Annotated in this window: 22 protein-coding genes; 14 read left to right on the forward strand and 8 right to left on the reverse strand. The window is 54.3% G+C overall.

Going from position 1 to position 19,164, the window contains the following annotated elements; translation table 11 throughout:
* Window positions 1-15: 15 nt before the first annotated feature.
* The 6 genes from lptB to L1D47_RS01415 are packed head-to-tail and all read right to left on the reverse strand — an operon-like array spanning window position 16 to window position 4,350.
* Window positions 16-747, reverse strand: coding sequence for an LPS export ABC transporter ATP-binding protein (lptB, locus tag L1D47_RS01390; RefSeq protein WP_041509939.1), 732 nt, complete (start codon window positions 745-747; stop codon window positions 16-18).
* Window positions 744-1,286, reverse strand: coding sequence for a lipopolysaccharide transport periplasmic protein LptA (lptA, locus tag L1D47_RS01395; protein WP_239882268.1), 543 nt, complete (start codon window positions 1,284-1,286; stop codon window positions 744-746). Before lptA ends, lptB begins: the two co-directional genes overlap by 4 nt.
* Entirely contained in the window at window positions 1,273-1,830 is a 558-nt protein-coding gene (lptC, locus tag L1D47_RS01400; RefSeq protein WP_239849499.1) for an LPS export ABC transporter periplasmic protein LptC, read from the reverse strand. The genes lptA and lptC overlap by 14 nt, the downstream gene beginning before the upstream one ends.
* Window positions 1,827-2,378, reverse strand: coding sequence for a 3-deoxy-manno-octulosonate-8-phosphatase KdsC (gene kdsC / locus L1D47_RS01405; RefSeq protein ID WP_041509942.1), 552 nt, complete (start codon window positions 2,376-2,378; stop codon window positions 1,827-1,829). The genes lptC and kdsC overlap by 4 nt, the downstream gene beginning before the upstream one ends.
* Window position 2,379: 1 nt before the next feature.
* On the reverse strand, window positions 2,380-3,357 hold the full coding sequence (locus L1D47_RS01410) for a KpsF/GutQ family sugar-phosphate isomerase (RefSeq protein ID WP_041509943.1): 978 nt from the start codon (window positions 3,355-3,357) through the stop codon (window positions 2,380-2,382).
* Between the two features lie 33 nt (window positions 3,358-3,390).
* The gene (locus L1D47_RS01415) at window positions 3,391-4,350 is read right to left on the reverse strand and encodes a calcium/sodium antiporter (RefSeq protein WP_239882269.1); all 960 of its coding nucleotides are present in this window, start codon (window positions 4,348-4,350) and stop codon (window positions 3,391-3,393) included.
* Window positions 4,351-4,569: 219 nt separating this feature from the next.
* On the opposite strand from L1D47_RS01415, the gene L1D47_RS01420 reads away from it, so the two are divergent.
* The 11 genes from L1D47_RS01420 (at window position 4,570) to L1D47_RS01470 (ending at window position 13,794) form a co-directional block, all read left to right on the forward strand.
* A complete protein-coding gene (locus L1D47_RS01420; protein WP_239882287.1) occupies window positions 4,570-5,394 on the forward strand; it encodes an ATP-binding cassette domain-containing protein in 825 nt (274 codons plus the stop codon).
* The gene (gene mlaE, locus L1D47_RS01425) at window positions 5,381-6,166 is read left to right on the forward strand and encodes a lipid asymmetry maintenance ABC transporter permease subunit MlaE (protein ID WP_239882270.1); all 786 of its coding nucleotides are present in this window, start codon (window positions 5,381-5,383) and stop codon (window positions 6,164-6,166) included. Before L1D47_RS01420 ends, mlaE begins: the two co-directional genes overlap by 14 nt.
* A gap of 71 nt (window positions 6,167-6,237) precedes the next feature.
* Window positions 6,238-6,711 (forward strand): outer membrane lipid asymmetry maintenance protein MlaD, encoded by a 474-nt coding sequence (mlaD, locus tag L1D47_RS01430; RefSeq protein WP_041509946.1) that lies wholly within the window; start codon window positions 6,238-6,240, stop codon window positions 6,709-6,711.
* An 11-nt stretch (window positions 6,712-6,722) separates the two neighbouring features.
* A complete protein-coding gene (locus L1D47_RS01435) occupies window positions 6,723-7,376 on the forward strand; it encodes an ABC transporter substrate-binding protein (protein WP_041509947.1) in 654 nt (217 codons plus the stop codon).
* On the forward strand, window positions 7,376-7,669 hold the full coding sequence (locus tag L1D47_RS01440) for an STAS domain-containing protein (protein ID WP_239849501.1): 294 nt from the start codon (window positions 7,376-7,378) through the stop codon (window positions 7,667-7,669). Before L1D47_RS01435 ends, L1D47_RS01440 begins: the two co-directional genes overlap by 1 nt.
* Window positions 7,670-7,684: 15 nt before the next feature.
* Window positions 7,685-7,942 (forward strand): BolA family protein, encoded by a 258-nt coding sequence (locus L1D47_RS01445; protein ID WP_041509949.1) that lies wholly within the window; start codon window positions 7,685-7,687, stop codon window positions 7,940-7,942.
* 9 nt (window positions 7,943-7,951) lie between these two features.
* Window positions 7,952-9,211 carry a UDP-N-acetylglucosamine 1-carboxyvinyltransferase gene (gene murA, locus L1D47_RS01450; RefSeq protein ID WP_239882271.1) on the forward strand — a complete coding sequence of 420 codons (1,260 nt, stop codon included), beginning with the start codon at window positions 7,952-7,954 and terminating at the stop codon, window positions 9,209-9,211.
* Between the two features lie 120 nt (window positions 9,212-9,331).
* On the forward strand, window positions 9,332-10,720 hold the full coding sequence (locus L1D47_RS01455) for a HAMP domain-containing sensor histidine kinase (RefSeq protein WP_239882272.1): 1,389 nt from the start codon (window positions 9,332-9,334) through the stop codon (window positions 10,718-10,720).
* Window positions 10,720-11,352 (forward strand): response regulator, encoded by a 633-nt coding sequence (locus tag L1D47_RS01460; RefSeq protein WP_239882273.1) that lies wholly within the window; start codon window positions 10,720-10,722, stop codon window positions 11,350-11,352. Before L1D47_RS01455 ends, L1D47_RS01460 begins: the two co-directional genes overlap by 1 nt.
* Before the next feature lie 194 nt (window positions 11,353-11,546).
* Window positions 11,547-13,214, forward strand: coding sequence for an Ig-like domain-containing protein (locus L1D47_RS01465; protein ID WP_239882274.1), 1,668 nt, complete (start codon window positions 11,547-11,549; stop codon window positions 13,212-13,214).
* Window positions 13,215-13,632: 418 nt separating this feature from the next.
* Window positions 13,633-13,794 (forward strand): hypothetical protein, encoded by a 162-nt coding sequence (locus tag L1D47_RS01470; RefSeq protein WP_160290146.1) that lies wholly within the window; start codon window positions 13,633-13,635, stop codon window positions 13,792-13,794.
* A 179-nt stretch (window positions 13,795-13,973) separates the two neighbouring features.
* Here L1D47_RS01470 and degS read toward each other — a convergent pair whose 3' ends face one another.
* On the reverse strand, window positions 13,974-15,053 hold the full coding sequence (gene degS / locus L1D47_RS01475) for an outer membrane-stress sensor serine endopeptidase DegS (RefSeq protein ID WP_239882275.1): 1,080 nt from the start codon (window positions 15,051-15,053) through the stop codon (window positions 13,974-13,976).
* Between the two features lie 138 nt (window positions 15,054-15,191).
* The gene (gene degQ, locus L1D47_RS01480; protein ID WP_041509955.1) at window positions 15,192-16,544 is read right to left on the reverse strand and encodes a Do family serine endopeptidase DegQ; all 1,353 of its coding nucleotides are present in this window, start codon (window positions 16,542-16,544) and stop codon (window positions 15,192-15,194) included.
* Between the two features lie 308 nt (window positions 16,545-16,852).
* On the opposite strand from degQ, the gene zapE reads away from it, so the two are divergent.
* The 3 genes from zapE (at window position 16,853) to rpsI (ending at window position 19,072) form a co-directional block, all read left to right on the forward strand.
* Window positions 16,853-17,959: a cell division protein ZapE gene (gene zapE / locus L1D47_RS01485; protein ID WP_239882276.1), complete on the forward strand. Its 1,107-nt coding sequence runs from the start codon at window positions 16,853-16,855 to the stop codon at window positions 17,957-17,959.
* Between the two features lie 273 nt (window positions 17,960-18,232).
* A complete protein-coding gene (gene rplM, locus L1D47_RS01490) occupies window positions 18,233-18,664 on the forward strand; it encodes a 50S ribosomal protein L13 (protein WP_011867090.1) in 432 nt (143 codons plus the stop codon).
* Window positions 18,665-18,679: 15 nt separating this feature from the next.
* On the forward strand, window positions 18,680-19,072 hold the full coding sequence (gene rpsI, locus L1D47_RS01495; protein ID WP_011867089.1) for a 30S ribosomal protein S9: 393 nt from the start codon (window positions 18,680-18,682) through the stop codon (window positions 19,070-19,072).
* The last annotated feature ends 92 nt before the right edge of the window (window positions 19,073-19,164 follow it).

Here is a 19,164-nt window from a genome sequence, read left to right on the forward strand (position 1 = left end):
CCGTTATAAGATTAACTATAGCTTGAATTGTTCACCTAAGTACACTGCTCGTACTTGCTGGTTGTCTAAGATTTCGGCGGGTGTGCCTTCGGCGATCAGATTACCATGGCTGACGATATAGGCTTTCTCACAGACATCTAGTGTTTCGCGCACATTATGGTCGGTGATCAACACCCCCAGGCCACGATTCTTAAGCTGCTCGATGATCTTCTTGATGTCGATGACCGAGATGGGATCGACCCCGGCGAAAGGCTCGTCGAGAAGAATAAACTTAGGGTTGGCGGCCAGCGCCCTGGCGATCTCTACCCGGCGACGTTCACCACCTGAGAGTGCCATGCCGTGGCTGTCACGGATGTGGGTGATATGGAACTCTTCCAGCAGGTGTTCCAGTTCCTCTTCGCGGCCGTCGTTGTTCAGATCGCTGCGGGTCTGCAGTACGGCCATGATGTTGTCGCGTACCGAGAGCTTACGAAAGATGCTGGCTTCCTGAGGCAGATAACCTATGCCCTTGCGGGCGCGCAGGTGCATGGGATCCAGCGTCAGGTCGTCATCGTCGATAAAGATGCGGCCCTTGTCGCTCTGCACCAATCCGACGACCATGTAGAAGGTGGTGGTCTTGCCGGCGCCGTTTGGCCCCAGCAGGCCGACGATCTGCCCGGTCTTGACCGTGAGGCTCACGTCTTGGACAACGGCACGACTCTTATAGCTCTTGGCGAGGTTCTCCGCCTTCAAGGTTAGGTGTGTCATTGCTTTTCCTGTTTGGGCTGTTCGGGTTTCTGTTCTGGCTGGATCTGCTCCTGATAGTTCTCAGGCTGAATGATGGTGATCACTCTGTCTTTGCCGCTGCTCTCGGCGATCAGCTGTTGCTGCTCTATGTTGTAGCGGATCTGCGAACCTGTGACCTGGCTGCCTTCCTGTTCCAGGGTGGCGTCGCCGATCAGTGTCAGGGTGCGGCTGGAAAGCTCGTAGCGTATCTCCTTGGCACTGGCAGATGCTGGGCGGCCATCTTCCATCACCTGAGAGTAGGTGGCTGGGTTGCCGGTGGCGATGAGGATCTTGCCGCTATTCTTCTCTTTGCTGAAGGCGCGCAGCTTACTGGCCAAAATCTTGATTGAGCCTTGTGTGACTTCTACCGGACCGTGGAAGATGATCTGGTTGTTCTTGATGTCGGCTTCCTGGCTGGCGGCAGAGATCTTAACCTCTTGCAGCAGGTCGTTTACCTCGGCGTGGGCGCCAATACTGACCAGGGACAGCAGGCCAGCAAGAATAAGGCTATTTAGTTTCATATGTTCCTTCTACCTGACTCGTCAGTCGTATATTTTGTGCGTTGAGATCGGCATATAAGCCTTCCCCGGTAATGAGGAAATCTTGCCCTGTGACCCGAATGCTTCTGTCGGATGTCATAATCATAGTATTGAGATCCAGCTCCAGATAGGTGGTCTCTATGGTCTGAATCGGTTCTTCTGGGCTAATGGCATCAATGATAACATTATTTTCCAGGGTGACCCGTCCGCTATTTTTGTCCAGCGTGCCCTTGGTGGACCTCAGGCGCCACTGGGCATCGCCGTTGTCGGGATAGACCAGATAGATGGGCTGGGTAAAGTAGGTCAGGTTGCGCTCGGCATAGTGTTCCATGTGGCTGGCCGATACCCGGCTGTTGATGCCACCCTCATCATTGTATTGCACGCTCTTGAGATCCCGGACGATATAGTCGGGACGATCGACGTTTTTGAGGGCTAGATCTTCGTTGCCCTTTTTCGACTGCACCTGCCAATAGAGCAGCAGTGCGGTGCCGAAGAAGGCGATGATCGCCAGGGTGACTCTGTTCATATGCTCATTCCGTGGGCCGAGGCAAACTTATCCTGACTCAGCAGAATAAGATCCGTCAGTTCACGCAGGGCGCCATGACCGCCCTTGATATGGGTGACCATGTCGGCGTGTTGGCGCACATAGGGGTGACCGTCGGCCACGCAGACAGACAGGCCCACCTTCTCCATCACAGGCAGGTCCACCATGTCATCACCTATGTAGGCAACTTCCTCTGGCGTGACCTTATAGAGGCTTAGCAGCTCCTGGTAGGGCTCTAGCTTGTTGTCGACACCCTGGTAGATGTGGGTGATGCCCAGTGCCGTCATGCGATCTTCCACTATCTGTGACTTGCGCCCCGTGATGATGGCCACGGGAATGTCGCTGGTCAGCAGAGAGCGGACGCCATAGCCGTCGCGGGTATGGAAGGTCTTGAGCTCATCGCCCGAGTTACTCATATAGACCAGGCCGTCGGAGAAGACGCCGTCGACGTCGCAGATCAACAGCTTGATCTGTTTCGCTTTCAGCCAGACTTCGTCGCTGATGGGACCGTAGAAACCTTGATGTGCCATGTTAGATCACCCCCGCCTTAACCATGTCCAGCATGTTGAGTGCGCCAATCGGTCTTTGTTGATCGTCGGTGACGATCAGGCCGTTGATCTCTTTCTCGTCCATCACCTTGAGTGCCTGGGCGGCTAAGATACCGTCGCTGACGGTGACGCAGCCATGGGTCATCACCTCTGAAATCGAGGTCTTGCGCAGGTTGATCTCAGCGTCGATCACCCGGCGCAGATCGCCATCGGTGAAGATGCCGACCAGCAGCCCCTGGTTATTGACCACAGCAGTCATGCCCAGCCCCTTCTTGGAGATCTCATACAGGGCCTCTGTGATGCAGATATCTTCGCTAACCAGTGGCAGCTCGTCGCCCTTGTGCATCACATCGCTCACCTTGAGCAACAGCTTGCGGCCCAGGCTACCGCCTGGGTGGGATAGGGCGAAATCATCTTTGGTAAAGCCACGAGCCTGAAGCAGGGCCACCGCCAGGGCATCGCCCATGACCAGGGTGGCCGTGGTGCTGGAAGTTGGTGCCAGTCCCAGCGGACAAGCCTCTTCCGGTACCTCGATACACAGGTGGACTATGGCGTGTTTGGCCATGTTGGATTCGGGTTTACCCGTTACCGCGATGACCGGCAATCCCATGCGCTTGATCACCGGCATCAGGGTTAAAATTTCGCTGGCCTCACCCGAGTTGGAGATGGCGAGCACGATATCGTTCTCGCTCAGGACGCCCAGGTCTCCGTGACTGGCCTCGCCGGGGTGGACGAAGAAGGCGGGGGTGCCAGTGCTGGCCAGGGTGGCCGAGATCTTGTTACCTATGTGGCCGGATTTGCCCATGCCCATCACAATTACCTTGCCGGTGCAGGCGAGGATCAGCTGGCAGGCCTTGGCAAATTCACTTGAGTCGACATATTGATACAGGTTGTCCAGCGCGTTGCGCTCGATATCGATAACCTTGCGTCCCCAATGACGTAATTGATCTGCATCTACCATCTTGTTCTCTCTATTTTGTCGGCCTAAACGTTATTAGGATAGGAAAAGCGTGATTTGGTACGCGATAAAAGTCGCTAATAACACGCCGCCATGCCAAGGGCGAAGTTGGCGGGCTTTGCCGGTTAATAAAATCAGTATGGCCAGGGCAACGCTGGTTGCCATCACCATGTAAAAGTCGCGACTGCTGGCGGCGGCATCGACCGCGCCAGGGGCGATAAGGGCGGGCAGCGCCAATACCGCTAGAATATTAAACAGGTTCGAGCCAACCACGTTACCTATGGCCAGATCGTCTTCCTTCTTCAGCACGCCTGCCACACAGGCCGCCAGTTCCGGCAGGCTGGTGCCGACGGCGATGATGGTCAGGCCTATGACTAAGTCTGACATATGGAAGGCCTTGGCGATACCCACGGCGCCTTGCACCATCCAGTCGGCAGACAGGGGCAGCAGCACTAGGCCGATGACGAGCCAGAGGATCGCCTTAGGCGTGGGGACATCTTTAGGCACCTCGCTCTCGGCCTCATCGATGAGCGGATCTTTTTCCTTATTGGCGATCGCATGCCAGATCAGGTATCCCATGAGGGCGAAGAAGAGTGCCAACAGCACCAGCCCCTCGATGCGGGTCAGCTGACCATCATAGAGAAAGTATCCTGCCAGCGCCGTGGCGCCAAGCATCATAGGGATTTCCCGCTTGAGTGTCTGTGAGCTTACCGAGATTGCGCCTAACAGCGCGGTGATCCCTAAGATCAACGTGATGTTGGCGACGTTGGAGCCCAGCACATTACCTATGGCCGTGTCTGTCATGCCCTCGAGGGAGGCGGTGGCTGCCACAAACATTTCCGGGGCCGAGCTGCCCATAGCGACGATAGTGAGGCCAATCAACATAGGCGGCAGGCCGAGATTACGGGCGAATGCCGCGGCGCCGAAGACGAATTTGTCGGCACTCCAAACCAGTGCACCCAAACCAGCAATCAGTAAGAAAATATTAAATAGCATTGAAAATCTTTTTATTTAAGAGTCTGCCGCGCATTTTCGCTGGATTTGAACAAAATTGAAAGTATTGCGCAAAGATAGTGTCGATTCAGTTGTGCACAATCCGTCAATTTCGTACAATTTGCCTCTTTTCCTGCCGCCTAACCATGGAACGCACTAGGTCCCGTTATGAGTCATCAATCGTTAAGTCATGACAACCAAGCAAAGGGTGAGACTAAGCCGATGGAACAAGCGCCGATGGAACAAGCGAAGCCATTGGTCGAGATCAGTCATCTGGGCTTCAGTCGTGGCACCCATGTTATCTATGACGATGTCAGCCTCACGATCCCCAGGGGGAAGGTGACCGCCATCATGGGACCCAGCGGCATAGGCAAGACCACACTGCTTAAGCTGATCGGTGGTCAACTGCGCCCAGACAAAGGGGTCATCAAGGTCGATGGCATAGACGTGCATCAATGCAATCGCGGCGAGCTGTTTGCCCTGCGTAAGCGCATGAGCATGCTGTTTCAGAGCGGCGCCCTGTTTACCGACATGAATGTGTTCGACAACGTGGCCTTTGCCCTTAGGGAACACTCCGAGCTGCCCGAGGCGATCATTCGCCGCATCGTGTTGATGAAGCTCGAGGCGGTCGGTCTTCGCGGCGCGGCGCAGATGATGCCGAGCGAACTCTCTGGCGGCATGCAAAGGCGTGCGGCCCTGGCTCGCGCCATCGCCCTGGAACCCGAGTTGGTGCTCTACGATGAGCCATTTGCCGGTCAGGACCCTATCTCCATGGGCGTCCTAGTTAAGCTGATCCGCGAGCTGAGCGACGCGCTGAGCCTCACCTCTGTGGTGGTGTCTCACGACGTACAGGAGGTGCTGGGGATTGCCGACTACGTCTATGTGCTGGCCGATAAGAAGGTGATCGCCCATGGTACGCCAGCCGAATTAAGGGCCGCAGACAATCCGAAATTGAAACAGTTTATCGGCGGCGAGCCCGACGGGCCCGTGCCGTTTCATTTTCCCGCCCAGGATTACCAGAAGGAGATGTTAGGTGAGCGTGATTGATCAAATCGCCCGCTTAGGTCGTGGTGCGATCGACAGTGTCACCGGCCTGGGACGCGCCGGACTCATGTTGTGGGGCGCCATCGCCAAGGTGCCAAGGGTACGTAAGAGCACGCCGCTACTGATCAAGCAGCTGTATGTGATCGGCGTGCAGTCCATGGTGATCATCCTGGTCTCAGGCCTCTTCATCGGCATGGTGCTGGCGCTGCAGGGCTATAATATTTTGGTGGGTTTTGGTACCGAAGACAGCCTGGGGCCCATGGTGGCGCTCAGTCTGCTGCGTGAACTTGGCCCCGTGGTGACCGCGCTGCTGTTTGCCGGACGAGCAGGCTCGGCGCTCACCGCAGAGATCGGCCTGATGAAGAGTACCGAACAGCTCTCCAGCCTGGAGATGATGGCTATCGATCCTCTGCGTCAGGTGATCGCGCCGCGCTTCTGGGCCGGGGTGATCAGCCTGCCGCTGCTGGCGCTGATGTTTACCGCCGTGGGCATCTATGGCGGTCATCTGGTGGGGGTTGAGTGGAAGGGGATCGATAGCGGCAGCTTCTGGTCGATACTGCAGGCCTCGGTAGAGTGGCGTCAGGACATAGTGAACTGTTTGATCAAGAGCTTGGTGTTCGCCGTAGTGGTCACCTGGATAGCCCTGTATCGTGGCTATCATGTGATTCCTAATCCCGAGGGGATTAGCAGGGCGACCACACAAACAGTGGTGCAGTCTAGCCTGGCGGTGTTGGCGCTGGACTTCCTGTTGACGGCCATGATGTTTGGCCGCTGATGAATTTTTGTTTATGGATAAACCTATATGCCTGCCTTCGTGGTATGTATAGAACTGAGTGGTAATTGGGTATGTTGACTCGCAAAATTGAACTTTTAGTTGGTTTGTTTATTCTGTCGGGCCTGATGGCCTTCCTGGTCTTGGTGTTCAATGTCGCCAACGTCGAGGTGAAGCCTGGGCAGAGCCACTACACCTTGTATGCCAAGTTTACCAATGTGGGTGGCCTCAAGGTGCGCTCGCCGGTCAAAGTGGGTGGCGTGGTGGTTGGTCGAGTGACCAAGATTGGCCTGGATCCCGATGAACTGGTGGCCGTGGTCGAGTTGGCGATGGACAAAGAGTACGATCAGTTCCCCGAGACCAGTAGCCTGTCTATCTTGACCTCTGGGCTCTTGGGTGAGCAGTTCCTGGGCCTGACGCCAGGTTTCGTGATGGACGATATCGGCATGTTGAAAGATGGCGATCGTATCGACGATACCCATTCGGCCTTAGTGCTCGAAGACCTTATCGGCCAGTTCTTATACAGTATGAAGTCTAAAGAAAATTAATAGGGACGAATATGAAACAGTTGTTGCAAGTGCTCTTCTCTTCCTTGGTGTTGCTAGTTAGCAATCTGGTCAGCGCCGAGGAGATCTCGGTCAATACTAAAGACCCCTACGCCATGGTGGAATCGGTCGCCAACAAGACTTTCGCCCGATTTCATCAGGATATTGCCACAATTCAGGCCAATCCTGACCATCTTAAGGTGATAGTCTCTGACGAGCTGATGCCTTATATCGATTACAAGTATGCCTCTTACAAGGTGATGGGGCCTTACCTACGTCAGAGTACGCCGGATCAGCGTGAGCGTTTCGCCGAGGCGTTTAGGGCCTATCTGATCGCCACCTATGCTCAGGCCTTTACCGAGTATACGGATCAGCAGGTAGAATTTGCGCCGGCCAAGCGTTTCGACGATGAGAAGATGGTGGATGTTAACGTGCAGATCATCGAGCAGGGACGTCCGCCTATCAAGCTGATCTTCAGGGTTCGCCGCCTCAAAGACGACACCTGGAAGGCGTTCGACTTGGTGGCAGAAGGGGTCAGCCTGCTCTCCTCAAAGAGCGCCGAGATCACTAACCTCATCCGCCAGAATGGCATAGATGCGGTGATCAAGGAGCTAGAGACGCACACGGCAGACCGTATCAGCTTGGCGAGCAAGGAGACTAAGCTATAATGCTGGCCTTTGAGCAGGACGCTGGCCAGTGCAAGGTGAGCGGCCAGCTGTCACAGGCGGCCGTGGTACAGCTCTGGCCTAAACTGGAGACACTGCTGAGCGGGCCATGTGAGCGATTGGATCTCTCTGGAGTCGCCTATAGCGATAGCGCAGGTGTCGCCCTGTTGTTGCATCTGGTGGCAGAGCAGCAGGCGAAGGGAAAGTCACTGGCGCTTTGCAATCCACCATTGCAACTGCAAAAGCTAATAGATTTATATGATTTACAAGACTTCTTCACCGAAGAAGCCAAATAAAAGGGTTATCCGTTTATGGAATGTAATGAGATTGAACAGCTGCTTACTCAAGCGCTGGCACTAGATGAAGTACACGTGAGCCAGGATGGGACACACTATAAGATTGTCGCCGTCGGCGAGTGTTTCGACGGTGTAAGCCGCGTCAAGCAGCAGCAGATGATCTATGCCCCCTTGATGGAACATGTGACCAGTGGGGCGCTACATGCCATCACTATCAATGCCTTTACCCCGACGCAGTGGAAGCGTGAAAAAATCTTCAACATGCCAGGTTAGAGACTCACAGTGGATAAATTAACAATTCAGGCCAGTGGTGCATTGGCCGGTGACGTGGTGATTTCAGGCGCCAAGAATGCCGCCCTGCCGATTCTGATGGCCGGTGTGCTCGCCGAGACCGATTTTGTGGTCAGCAATGTGCCGAACCTGCGCGATGTCAACACCAGCTGTGAGCTGTTGCGTTGCCTCGGCGCCGACGTGAGCCGTGGCGATGACGGCAAGATCACCATCTCGACGACTCAGCTAAACGAGTTTTGCGCGCCCTATGAACTGGTGAAGACCATGCGCGCCTCTATCCTGATCCTGGGCCCCTTGCTGGCCCGTTACGGCACCGCCGACGTATCCCTGCCTGGTGGCTGCGCCATCGGTGCTCGTCCGGTTAACCTGCACCTGCATGGCTTGGAGCAGATGGGCGCCAAGATTGAGGTGAAAGAGGGTTATATCAAGGCACGTGTCGATGGTCGCCTCAAGGGCGCCCATATCTTCATGGATATGATCAGCGTCGGTGCCACAGAGAACCTGCTGATGGCGGCGGCCCTGGCCGATGGCGAGACCGTGATCGAAAACGCTGCCCGCGAACCTGAGGTGATCGATCTGGCCAACTGTCTCAACGCCATGGGCGCAAAGATCACAGGCGCAGGTAGTGATACCATTCGTATCCAGGGTGTCGAGTCTCTCAGTGGCTGTGAATATCGCGTGATGCCAGATCGCATCGAGACGGGTAGCTTCCTGGTGGCCGCTGCGGTAACCCGAGGCAAGATACGTTGTGTCGATGCCGATCCTAAGACCCTGGAGGCCGTACTCGCCAAGCTCGAAGACGCCGGCGCCAGCATCACAACCGGTGAAGATTGGATCGAACTGGATATGCAGGGCAAACGCCCTAAGGCGGTCAATATCAAGACCATGCCTTACCCGGGGTTCCCAACAGATATGCAGGCGCAGTTCTGTGTGCTAAACGTCTTGGCGGAAGGTACGGCGACCATTACCGAGACCATCTTCGAGAACCGTTTCATGCATGTGCCTGAGCTTATCCGTATGGGCGCCAACATGGAGCTGGAAGGCAATACCTGTATCATCAAGGGTTGTGAGCGGCTCAACGGCGCTCAGGTGATGGCGACAGATTTACGCGCCTCGGCGAGCCTGGTGATTGCCGGTCTGGTGGCCGATGGTGTGACTACGGTGGATCGTATCTACCACCTCGACAGAGGCTATGAGCATATCGAAGAGAAGTTTAAGGGCCTAGGCGGCGAAGTCGTGCGGGTCAGCTAACCTTTTCTTTATCATGAGAAAGCCACCTTAGGGTGGCTTTTTTGTGGCCGAGATAAATTTGCGTCGATATTGTCGAGACTGTCACGGCGGCCTATGTTGAGCCAGTGTTAAAGTCTTCCTATGCTGACTTTTATCGTGTTTAACATCTACCTCTTCTATGGCCTAGTGTTTTTTTCCATTGGCTGCGTAGTCGTTTTTCGCAATTTTAAGTACAGTCAGCTCTCCATCTCGCCCACGCTCTGGGCCCTGGCCCTGTTTGGCTTTACCCACGCCTTCCACGAGTGGTCTGAGTTATACGTCATCCTCTTTGCCGACGACATCAGTCAGCAATATCAGGTGCTGGTTCAGTGGCTTAGGCTACTTAAATTGGCACTCTCCTTTGCCAGCCTGATGGTGTTTGCCTGGCTGCTCTTCGCTATCTTGTCGCGGCGCATAGCCCGCATAGGCCATGGGGCGATCCTGCTGGTTCTGCTGGCCTACAGTATCTCAGTGGTGAGTCTATCTGGCTCCTTGGATCTCTCCGATGAGATGTTTTCACAGGCGGCTCACTGTACGCGTCTGTTGCTGGGGTTTGGCAGCGCGTTTCTGGCCGGCTCCGGCATGGCTATCTATGGCCATGGCTTGCTACAGGCGCGGCATGACTATGGCCAGTATTTTGTGGCGACCGGTGTGGGCCTGTGGATTTACGGCGTGCTTGCGGGTCTGGTGCCGACCGATCTGCATATGACCATTCCCGTGCTGCGTACCCTAGCCAGTGGCCTGGTGTTGATCACCCTGTTTAAGGCGCTCAAGATCTTCGACATCGAGCGGGAGCAGCAAACTGAGGTGAAGTTAAAGCGTGCGATAGAGGCCGATAAGTATAAGGCGATCGGTCAGCTGGCCATGGGGGTGGCCCATGAGATCAACAATCCGCTGGCATCCTCGACCCTGGCGCTGGATCTGTTAGAGCGAAAGCATCCGCCACAAGATGACGCATACAAAGAGTACATCAACCGTATTCGACTCGGGATCAGCCGCGCCGCCGAGATCAGCAAGGAGTTACTGGCCTATGCCAGACCGAACTCGGAGGAGGCGATGCCGGTGTGCCTGGCTGAGGTGATTCGCTCGTCGATTAAGCTGCTGTCACATAAGCAACGTAACTTCGAGATCCGGGTCAATTGCCCCGAATCGCTGTCGATGTTGGGGCAGAAGATTAAGCTTGAAGAGCTGCTGATCAACCTGCTCAACAATGCCATGGATGCCAGTAAACAGGGCGGCATCATCTGCGTCGATGTGGCAAGCGAAGCGGGTGGGATTAGGCTGTCGGTCACGGATCAGGGGCAGGGGATGGACGATGCGAGTCTTGCCAGGGCGTTAGAGCCTTTTTACTCCACCAAGGCGATAGGTAAGGGCACCGGACTTGGGCTGGCTATCTGCGAGTCGATAGTCAGGGCCCATAGGGGAAGCATGGATATTCACAGCCAGCTGGGGCAGGGAACCCAGGTGTCGATTCTATTTGAGGAGGTCTGATGGCCAGCATTTTAATTGCCGAAGATGACGCCGACTTACGCACCAATATGGTGGATATCTTAGAGTTGGAAGGCCATCAGGTCGTCGCGGTCGATTGCGCCGAGGCGGCGATCTCGGCCTGCCAGCAGCACAGCTTCGACATCGCGCTGATGGATTTGCTCATGCCGGGTATGACTGGGGTCGAGGCGATCTCTAACCTACGCCAATTGAATCCTTTCATCGCCATTATCATAGTCACCGCCTACGCCACGGTCGATACCGCCGTCGATGCCATGAAGAAGGGCGCCGACAGCGTGATGACCAAACCCTTCAATGCCGGTGAGCTATTGATGGGGATTAAACGCAGTATCGCCGAGAAGCAGTTGTTGAAGTCGGCCGTCAATATCGACGCCGATAGCGTCTATGCCGCCCTAGCCAATCCGTTGCGGCGCTCGACCCTGAAACAGCTGGGGACTCATAAGCAACTTAAATTTATGGATCTTTGCCGTCTGGTGGGCGTCGAGGATCACACCAGGTTTAATTTTCATCTGCGCCAATTAAAGAAGGCCGGTCTGGTGCAACAAAATGAGAGTAAGGTCTATATTTTGACAACAACTGGGCAATTTGTTTTACAAAATCACAATCTTTCATGACGTCATAAAATCCTAATAATCAGTAGGTTAATCTTTTTCTGATAAGGAAACTTCACAATAGTCAGGCTATTGTGAAATCGCCTAATCTATCCCTTAAGTGGTAAGTCGCAAATACTGTGACCATGTCCGAAGAGACATATCAGTCACCCTTCCTGCAAGTTGGTGATTGTCATAAGCCACGAGAGGATGAATATATGAGCAGCCAAATTCCATGTAAAAAGCTATTGCTTGCTAGCATGATCTCTATGTTGGTGGCGTGTGGTAGTGATAATGACGACACCCCTCCACCAGTTGAAAGCAACACCCCGCCCGTTGCCGTTGCCGATAGCGCAACCGTTACCGTGTCAGAAATGGTCAGCATAGATGTGCTGGCAAACGATACCGACGCCGATGGCGATACCCTGTCAATCGTCTCTGTCAGCTCCGATAGTGCGGTCATCAAGGAGGGTAAGGTTGAATATACCGCAGGTGACGCGGCGGGAGAGGTTAAGTTTAACTATACCATCACAGATGGCACAGATGAGGCGGTTGGTGAGGTTACCGTGACCGTCGAGGCGCTGCCTGAGCCTGAAGCCTTGGCCTATGTCGGCTCTGCCGCCTGTGCTGGCTGTCATGGGGATCAGCATGCCTCATTCGCCAAGACGGGCCATAACTTCAAGATTCAGAAGATCGCCGCTGGCGAGCAGCCGAGTTTTCCTTATACGCCAGAGAGCACCATCACTGGAGCCATAGATCTGCTGGTCGACTCGACGCCAAACAATACCCTGGGGGCGCCGACTAGCTATGATGAGGTGAGCTATGTGGTGGGCGGTTATCACTGGAAGATGCGTTGGTTGGATAAAGACGGTTACATAGTGACGGGTAAGAATGTCCAGTACAACATACATAACAGTAAAGGCGAGTTGAACATTCCCGACAATCACCCCGCCGACCCGGACGTCATGGGTAACTACAAAGATACCGAATTTGATGTGCAGTACAGCTGTGGTAACTGTCACACCACGGGCTGGAAGCGCACCACAGACGTGGCCGGTGGCGACAGCCGTAATCCGGATCGTCAAGGCGACCTACCCGGCATGAACGGAACCTTTGCCGAGCAGGGGATTCAGTGTGAATCGTGCCACGGTGCCGGTAGTTTACACGTGAAGGCGCCTTCGAAAGACAACATCACCAAGATAGCAACGGCGCGCACCACGGATGATTTCCTCGCCGAGGATATGGCATATGGCAAGGCAGTTACCTGCGCCGAATGTCATACCCGTGACGGTGAGAAGGACTATCCAAGCTTCGTCAGCAAGTACAACGGTGCTTTCCCTGCGGGCAGTCAGGTAGGGGGACGTATCATTGCTAAGGGAGGCCTGGCTCAGCATCACCAAACCGCCGACGAACTCCTGGGTGTCGTACCGCAAGATCATGGTGCCTACAAAGCCGGCGATGAGATTGGTGCCAAGAAAGGCATGAGCTGTACCAGCTGTCATGATGCGCACAAGTCAACCAAGAATCAGGATAGCAGCGATGGTCTACATGCGGGCGCGGTGAAGGCCTGTAGCGATTGTCATACCATGGCGTTTGCCGATGGTGGCGGATCCTACGGTCATAGCTCCATTGCCGAGTGCACCGACTGTCATATGCCGAAACTTGCTAAGAGTGCGGTAACCACTGGACCTAAGTTAGGCAGTGCCGATGTGGTGTTTGGTGATATCAAGTCTCACCTGTTCACCCTGGACCTGTCACCCGATGCGAAACAGTTTACCGACGATGGTAAGTATCAAATGCCTTGGGGTACGGCCAAGTTTACCTGTGGTAACTGTCATGGCGACTACACAGAGAAGGCGGCGGCCCTGACTAAGATCCATAAATAACAGGTTAGATAATAAGTGTGGGTTGTGCCCACGATAATGAAGTGAAAAAGTGATTCATTGCCCTTCCCCATAGGTGAAGACCATCTCAGCCACTGCGCTAAGGTGGTCTTTTTTTTGGGGGGAGGATGAGTCACCGCTATGCAGGTCAAGACTTGCCGCGGTCTAGGCGGTGAAATTGGCGATAAGCGCCATGCCAGGTTGAGTAAGGCTTAGGGAAGGTGCGAATAAGCCCCGTGCTTGCTCTGTGTGTGCTAAAAGTGGATAGATGCAAGGCACAGTTTGCAGCGAATGGCCCTAGTCCTTCGCAAGAACTTCCTCTGCAGGGATGAAACATATTTAATCTCATCTGGGCGGTACAGATCTGCTTATACTTGTAGTATAAAAAGGTCGGCCAATTTAATTATGCTAAGGAGAGTATATGGCACATAGCAAAAGGATGGCGTTGTTAGTCGCGCTGCTTATCGGCGCCCTTATCTGTTACGGCGTGGGGATGCATCTGGGGGCCTTGAGCCTGCTGGTCGTCGGCGCGCTGCTCGAGTGTGGTTTCTGGCTCCGGCTATTTAAGCGTCCGAGTCGATAGCGACTGGCCTGCCACAACTCTGGTTGGGCGGTTAGGGTTAGGTTGGGCCGTTAAACTTACGTTAGGTCGAGCGACTTAGGTTGAGCCGTTACACTTAGGTTGTTGGGCTATCAGCCATAGAACAGATAAAAGAAAAGCCAGCGATTGCTGGCTTTTTTATGCGGGCTATTCACAGGCTCTTACTCACTGCCTAGATTTTCCCCTATGGTGACGGGCACCTCATAGTATTTGCCGCTGCGTATGATGGTCATGGTGACCTGAGTGCCTGGTGGCGTCTCGGCAATTCTGTCCATCAGCATCTCGACACCGGGAACGGTTTCGTCGTTAAACTTAGTGATCACGTCTCTGGGTCTGAGCTTGGCCTGGGCGGCCGGCCCTTGATGATCGACACCCGTCACCATGACACCGGTCAGATCCGGCAGGTTGAGGATCTGCGCCATCACAGGGTTGATCGCCTCGCCAGTGATGCCAAGTGCACCACGGATCACCCGGCCATCTTTAATCAGCTTGCCCATGATGCTGTGGGCCAGCTTGATGGGGATGGCGAAGTTAATGCCATGGCCACCACCCTCGCCGCCAATCTGGAAGGCGGCGGTGTTGATGCCGATCAGTCGGCCGCTGGTGTCGATGAGCGCGCCGCCCGAGTTACCCGCGTTGATGGCGGCGTCTGTCTGCAGGAAGTCCAGATAGCCCGAACTCAGGCCGTTACGACCTGTGGCGCTGATGATCCCCTGGGTGATGGTTTGCCCCAGGTTATAGGGGTTGCCTATGGCCAGTACCACGTCGCCGACCTGGGCCGGCACATCTAAGTTGATGGGGACGACAGGCAGGGCATCGCCCTCTATCTTGAGCACCGCCAAGTCGGTGACAGAATCAGAACCCACGACCTCAGAGGTAAACTTGCGGCCATCTTGCAGGGCGACCACTATCTCGTCGGCCTTCTTGACCACGTGATAGTTGGTGAGTATGTAACCCTCTTTACTCATGATCACGCCCGATCCCAGCCCCTGTAGTGAGCCCGAATTGAGCGGACGGCTCTGATCTATGCTCAGGCTGTAGATGTTGACTACCGCCGGTGCGGCGCGGCGTACTGCCTGGGAGAAGGAGAGTTCTATTCCGTTCTGTCCGCGGCTCTGGAAGAAGTTGCTGTGGTTAGCCGTGCCTGTGATCCATGGGGTGATGACCAGAAAGACGGCGGCCATGATGAGGCCGAAAAAAACAGCTTTCGCGATGTAAATTACCGTGTCTTTAAGCGTCATGATTTAAGGTGTTATGGGGAAAGTAGCGTTAGATTAACATGTTTATTTATAGGGCACTATTGGCCTAAGTGCATAAAGCGAGAAATAAAAGAGGCCATGGCGCAGGCGGTTAAGCCTGGCCATGGCCCCCGAGTCGTCCTATCTGAGCACCAGATAAAGACTGTTGTTACCGCGCAGCAGTTTCAGGGCTACGGCGCCGTGTTGCTCCTTAAGTTCCGCCTTAAGCTCTTTAAGATCTTCGATACGGGTGCGGTTGACCCCGACTATGATATCGCCCTTGAGCAGGCCGCTAGCCGCCGCCGGAGAACCCTGGGCGATCTCTGTGATCTCGACCCCTTTCTTATTGTTCTCTAGCGTTGCACCCGCCAGCATAGGATGTACGGCACCGGCCGCGGTTTCTGTTTGCTGGTTAGCCTCGCCTAGCACAGCGGTGACCGTCTTCTCATCGCCGTCGCGGATCAGGCCGAGCTTCACCTTGGCACCGGCACCCATGGTACCTATCTTGGCTCTCAGCTCCTGGAAGGACTTGATCGGCTTGCCGTTGACGCTGATTATGATGTCACCGGCCTTGATGCCCGCCTTATCCGCCGCGCTGTCTGGCATTACCTCGTTGACGAAGCCACCGTGCTGAGAATCCAGGCCAAAGCCTTGGGCCAGCTCGCTATCTAGGTCTCGACCGCTGACACCCAGCACGCCGCGGCGTACCTCGCCGTGTTCGATCAGCTGATCTACCAGGTTGTTGACCATGTTGGCCGGAATAGCAAAGCCGATGCCTACGTTACCGCCGCCCGGGGCGACGATGGCGGTGTTGATGCCGATCAGCTCACCGTTGAGGTTTACCAGGGCGCCGCCCGAGTTACCGCTGTTGATGGCGGCGTCTGTCTGAATGAAGTTCTCCAGCATCTCGATACCTAGGCCGCTTCGGCCCATGGCGCTGACGATGCCCGAGGTGACTGTCTGGCCAAGACCGAAGGGGTTACCAATGGCCACGGCGAAGTCACCCACCTTAAGTTCATCTGAGTCGGCGCGCTTGAGGGCCACCAGGTTCTTGGCTTCGATCTGTAACAGGGCCACGTCGGACTCGGCATCTGTGCCGATAAGCTTGGCCTCTATCTCACGGCCGTCATGCAGGCCAATCAAGATCTCGTCGGCACCGTCGATCACATGGTTGTTGGTGACGATATAGCCTTTCTTCGCATCTATGATGACCCCCGAACCTAGCCCCTTGAAGGGACGTTCCTGCACCTGCTCTCTCGGGGCGTTAGGGCCGAAGAAGTAGCGGAAGGCGTCGGGCAGACGCTGCTTAGAGACATGGGTGCCAGATACGGCGACGGCCACCACGGCTGGGGTGGTTTTCTCCAGCATGGGGGCCAGGCTAGGTAGCTCCTGTCCGTCGACGGCCAGTGGAATGGCGGCTTGAGAAACGGCAGGCATAACCATCAGGCTCGCGCCGAGCAGTGCGGCGGAAAGTAGTGATAATTTCGTTTTCATCTATTCATGACTCCAATGTTGCAATTATGAACTTATGACTCTGTAGATATAAGGCTACTCGGACGTAAATCAAGTGATTAAAAGACAGTGTTACTCAATCCGACTATCGCCTTCTCGATAAAGTTCAGGTGATTAACAAAGGTTAATTTTTCGTTAGTCTTCATCGACTAGCGAGCGGTAAAACCCTGGTCGTCCCATTAACGTTTGTCTGTGTCTGCTCAGGTTTAAGCTTGGCGCACATATACCCTGAGATTGCGTGTCGTGATACCATTTAGCGATTGGATTAAGGATAGAAGAGAATAATTTCAGTGTCGCATCTCACCCCCTGGCAGCATTATCAAGCCGATCTACAACGTGATGACTTTTCCTATGACCCCGCTCAGGAGCAGGCGGTCAAGGCCCTGCAGCGTGTCTATGATGAGTTGATTGCGGCGCAGCAAAAGCCGACGGGGATGGCGAAACTGCTGGGGTTCCTGGCTAAGCCGGCGCCTTCGGTGCAAGGCCTCTACCTCTGGGGCGGCGTCGGGCGCGGCAAGACCTATCTGATGGACACCTTCTATGATGCGCTGCCGGGCGAGCGTAAACTCAGGGCGCACTTTCATCGCTTCATGCATCAGATTCATCTGGATCTCGACAACCTCAAGGGGCAGCGTGATCCCCTGCTGGTGATCGCCAAGCGGATGGCTGAGCGCTATCAGGTGATCTGTTTCGACGAGTTCTTCGTCTCAGACATTACAGATGCCATGCTGCTGGGCACACTATTTCAGGCGCTGTTTGCCGAAGGGGTGGCGCTGGTGGCCACCTCGAACATCATTCCCGATGAGCTCTATCGCAACGGCCTGCAAAGGGCGCGTTTCCTGCCGGCGATTGCGCTGATTAACAAGCACTGTCAGGTGTTGAATGTGGACGGCGGCATCGACTATCGCCTGCGGACCCTGGAGCAGGCCGAGATCTACCATTATCCACTAGACCCTCAGGCCGATAAGAACCTGCTGGGGTATTTCCAGCAGCTGGCGCCCGAGTCGGAAGTCTCCCGCGAGGCGATTGATATCGATGGCCGTGAGATCGCCATCCGCCAGCAGGCCCAAGGGGTGCTATTGATCGATTTTCGCGATCTGTGCGACGGTCCCCGTAGCCAGCGCGACTATATGGAGCTGGCCTGTCTCTATCACACGGTATTGCTCAGCGGTGTCGAGCAGATGGGCAGTCAGAGCACGGGTGATGATATCGCCAGACGCTTCCTGGCCATGGTGGACGAGTTCTATGAGCGCCACGTTAAGCTGATCATCTCGGCCGAGGTAGCACTGAAGGAGATCTATACCCAGGGGCTGCTGAGTTTCGAATTCAGACGCTGTCGTTCGCGCCTGACCGAGATGCAATCGCACGACTATCTCGCGCTGGAACACCTGCCATAGGGCGAGATTCAACCGATAAATGGCGCTTTTTACCGTTTCGGCGCCAAATCGATCGAAAGCTGAGTAAATCATTTAAATTTAGCTGAAAAAATTAGGTGATTTTTAACTCAGCTTTGTCTATAATTCGCGACCTGCCCTCGTTACTCCGCCAAAAAGGCGGAAGTTGTAAAGCCTTATTCTTTGCTCGAAGGGGCGGAGAATGGCATTTTTTGTGTTGTTATTTATTAAAAATAATGGCATTTGAGACAGAATTTAAACATTGGGTTTTTGTAAATGAAGACTACATATACTGCTACACCAGAAACAGTGACGCGCGAATGGTTCGTTGTTGACGCTGAAGGTAAAACTTTAGGTCGTATCGCTACTGAGATCGCTCGTCGTCTACGTGGCAAGCATAAGGCAGAATACACTCCTCACGTTGATACTGGCGATTACATCATAGTTATCAATGCTGAGAAAGTAACTGTAACTGGTAACAAAGCAGCAGCTAAGACTTACTACTCTCATTCTGGTTTCCCAGGTGGTATCAAGCAGATTACTTTTGATAAGCTGCAAGATCATAAGCCAGAAATGATTATCGAGAAAGCAGTAAAAGGTATGTTGCCAAAAGGTCCTCTGGGACGTGCCATGTACCGTAAACTGAAAGTTTACGCTGGCGCAGAGCACAACCATGCTGCACAACAACCACAAGTTCTTGATATCTAATCCGGGAGTAAGCTAATGTCTGCAACTCAGTACTACGGCACTGGCCGTCGCAAAACATCTACTGCTCGCGTATTCGCTAAAGTAGGTAGTGGTAACATCGTCGTGAACCAACGTCCACTTGACGAATATTTTGGTCGTGAAACTGCTCGTATGGTTGTTCGTCAACCTCTAGAGCTAGTTGAAATGACTGAAAAGCTAGACATCTATGTAACTGTTAAGGGCGGTGGTATCACTGGCCAGGCAGGTGCAATCCGTCACGGTATCACTCGTGCCCTGATGGAGCTTGATGAAGCTCTACGTCCTTCTCTACGTGCCGCTGGTTTCGTTACCCGTGATGCTCGTAAAGTTGAGCGTAAGAAAGTCGGTCTACGTAAAGCACGTCGTAAGCCACAATTCTCAAAGCGTTAATATTACGCCGCGAAGATTGGAAAAACCCAGCCTTGTGCTGGGTTTTTTTATGGCCGTTTTCTGCTATTTTTAAGGCTCAATTGTTCGCTATA

This window comes from Shewanella sp. Isolate7, from assembly GCF_022398425.1.
Lineage (GTDB): Bacteria > Pseudomonadota > Gammaproteobacteria > Enterobacterales > Shewanellaceae > Shewanella.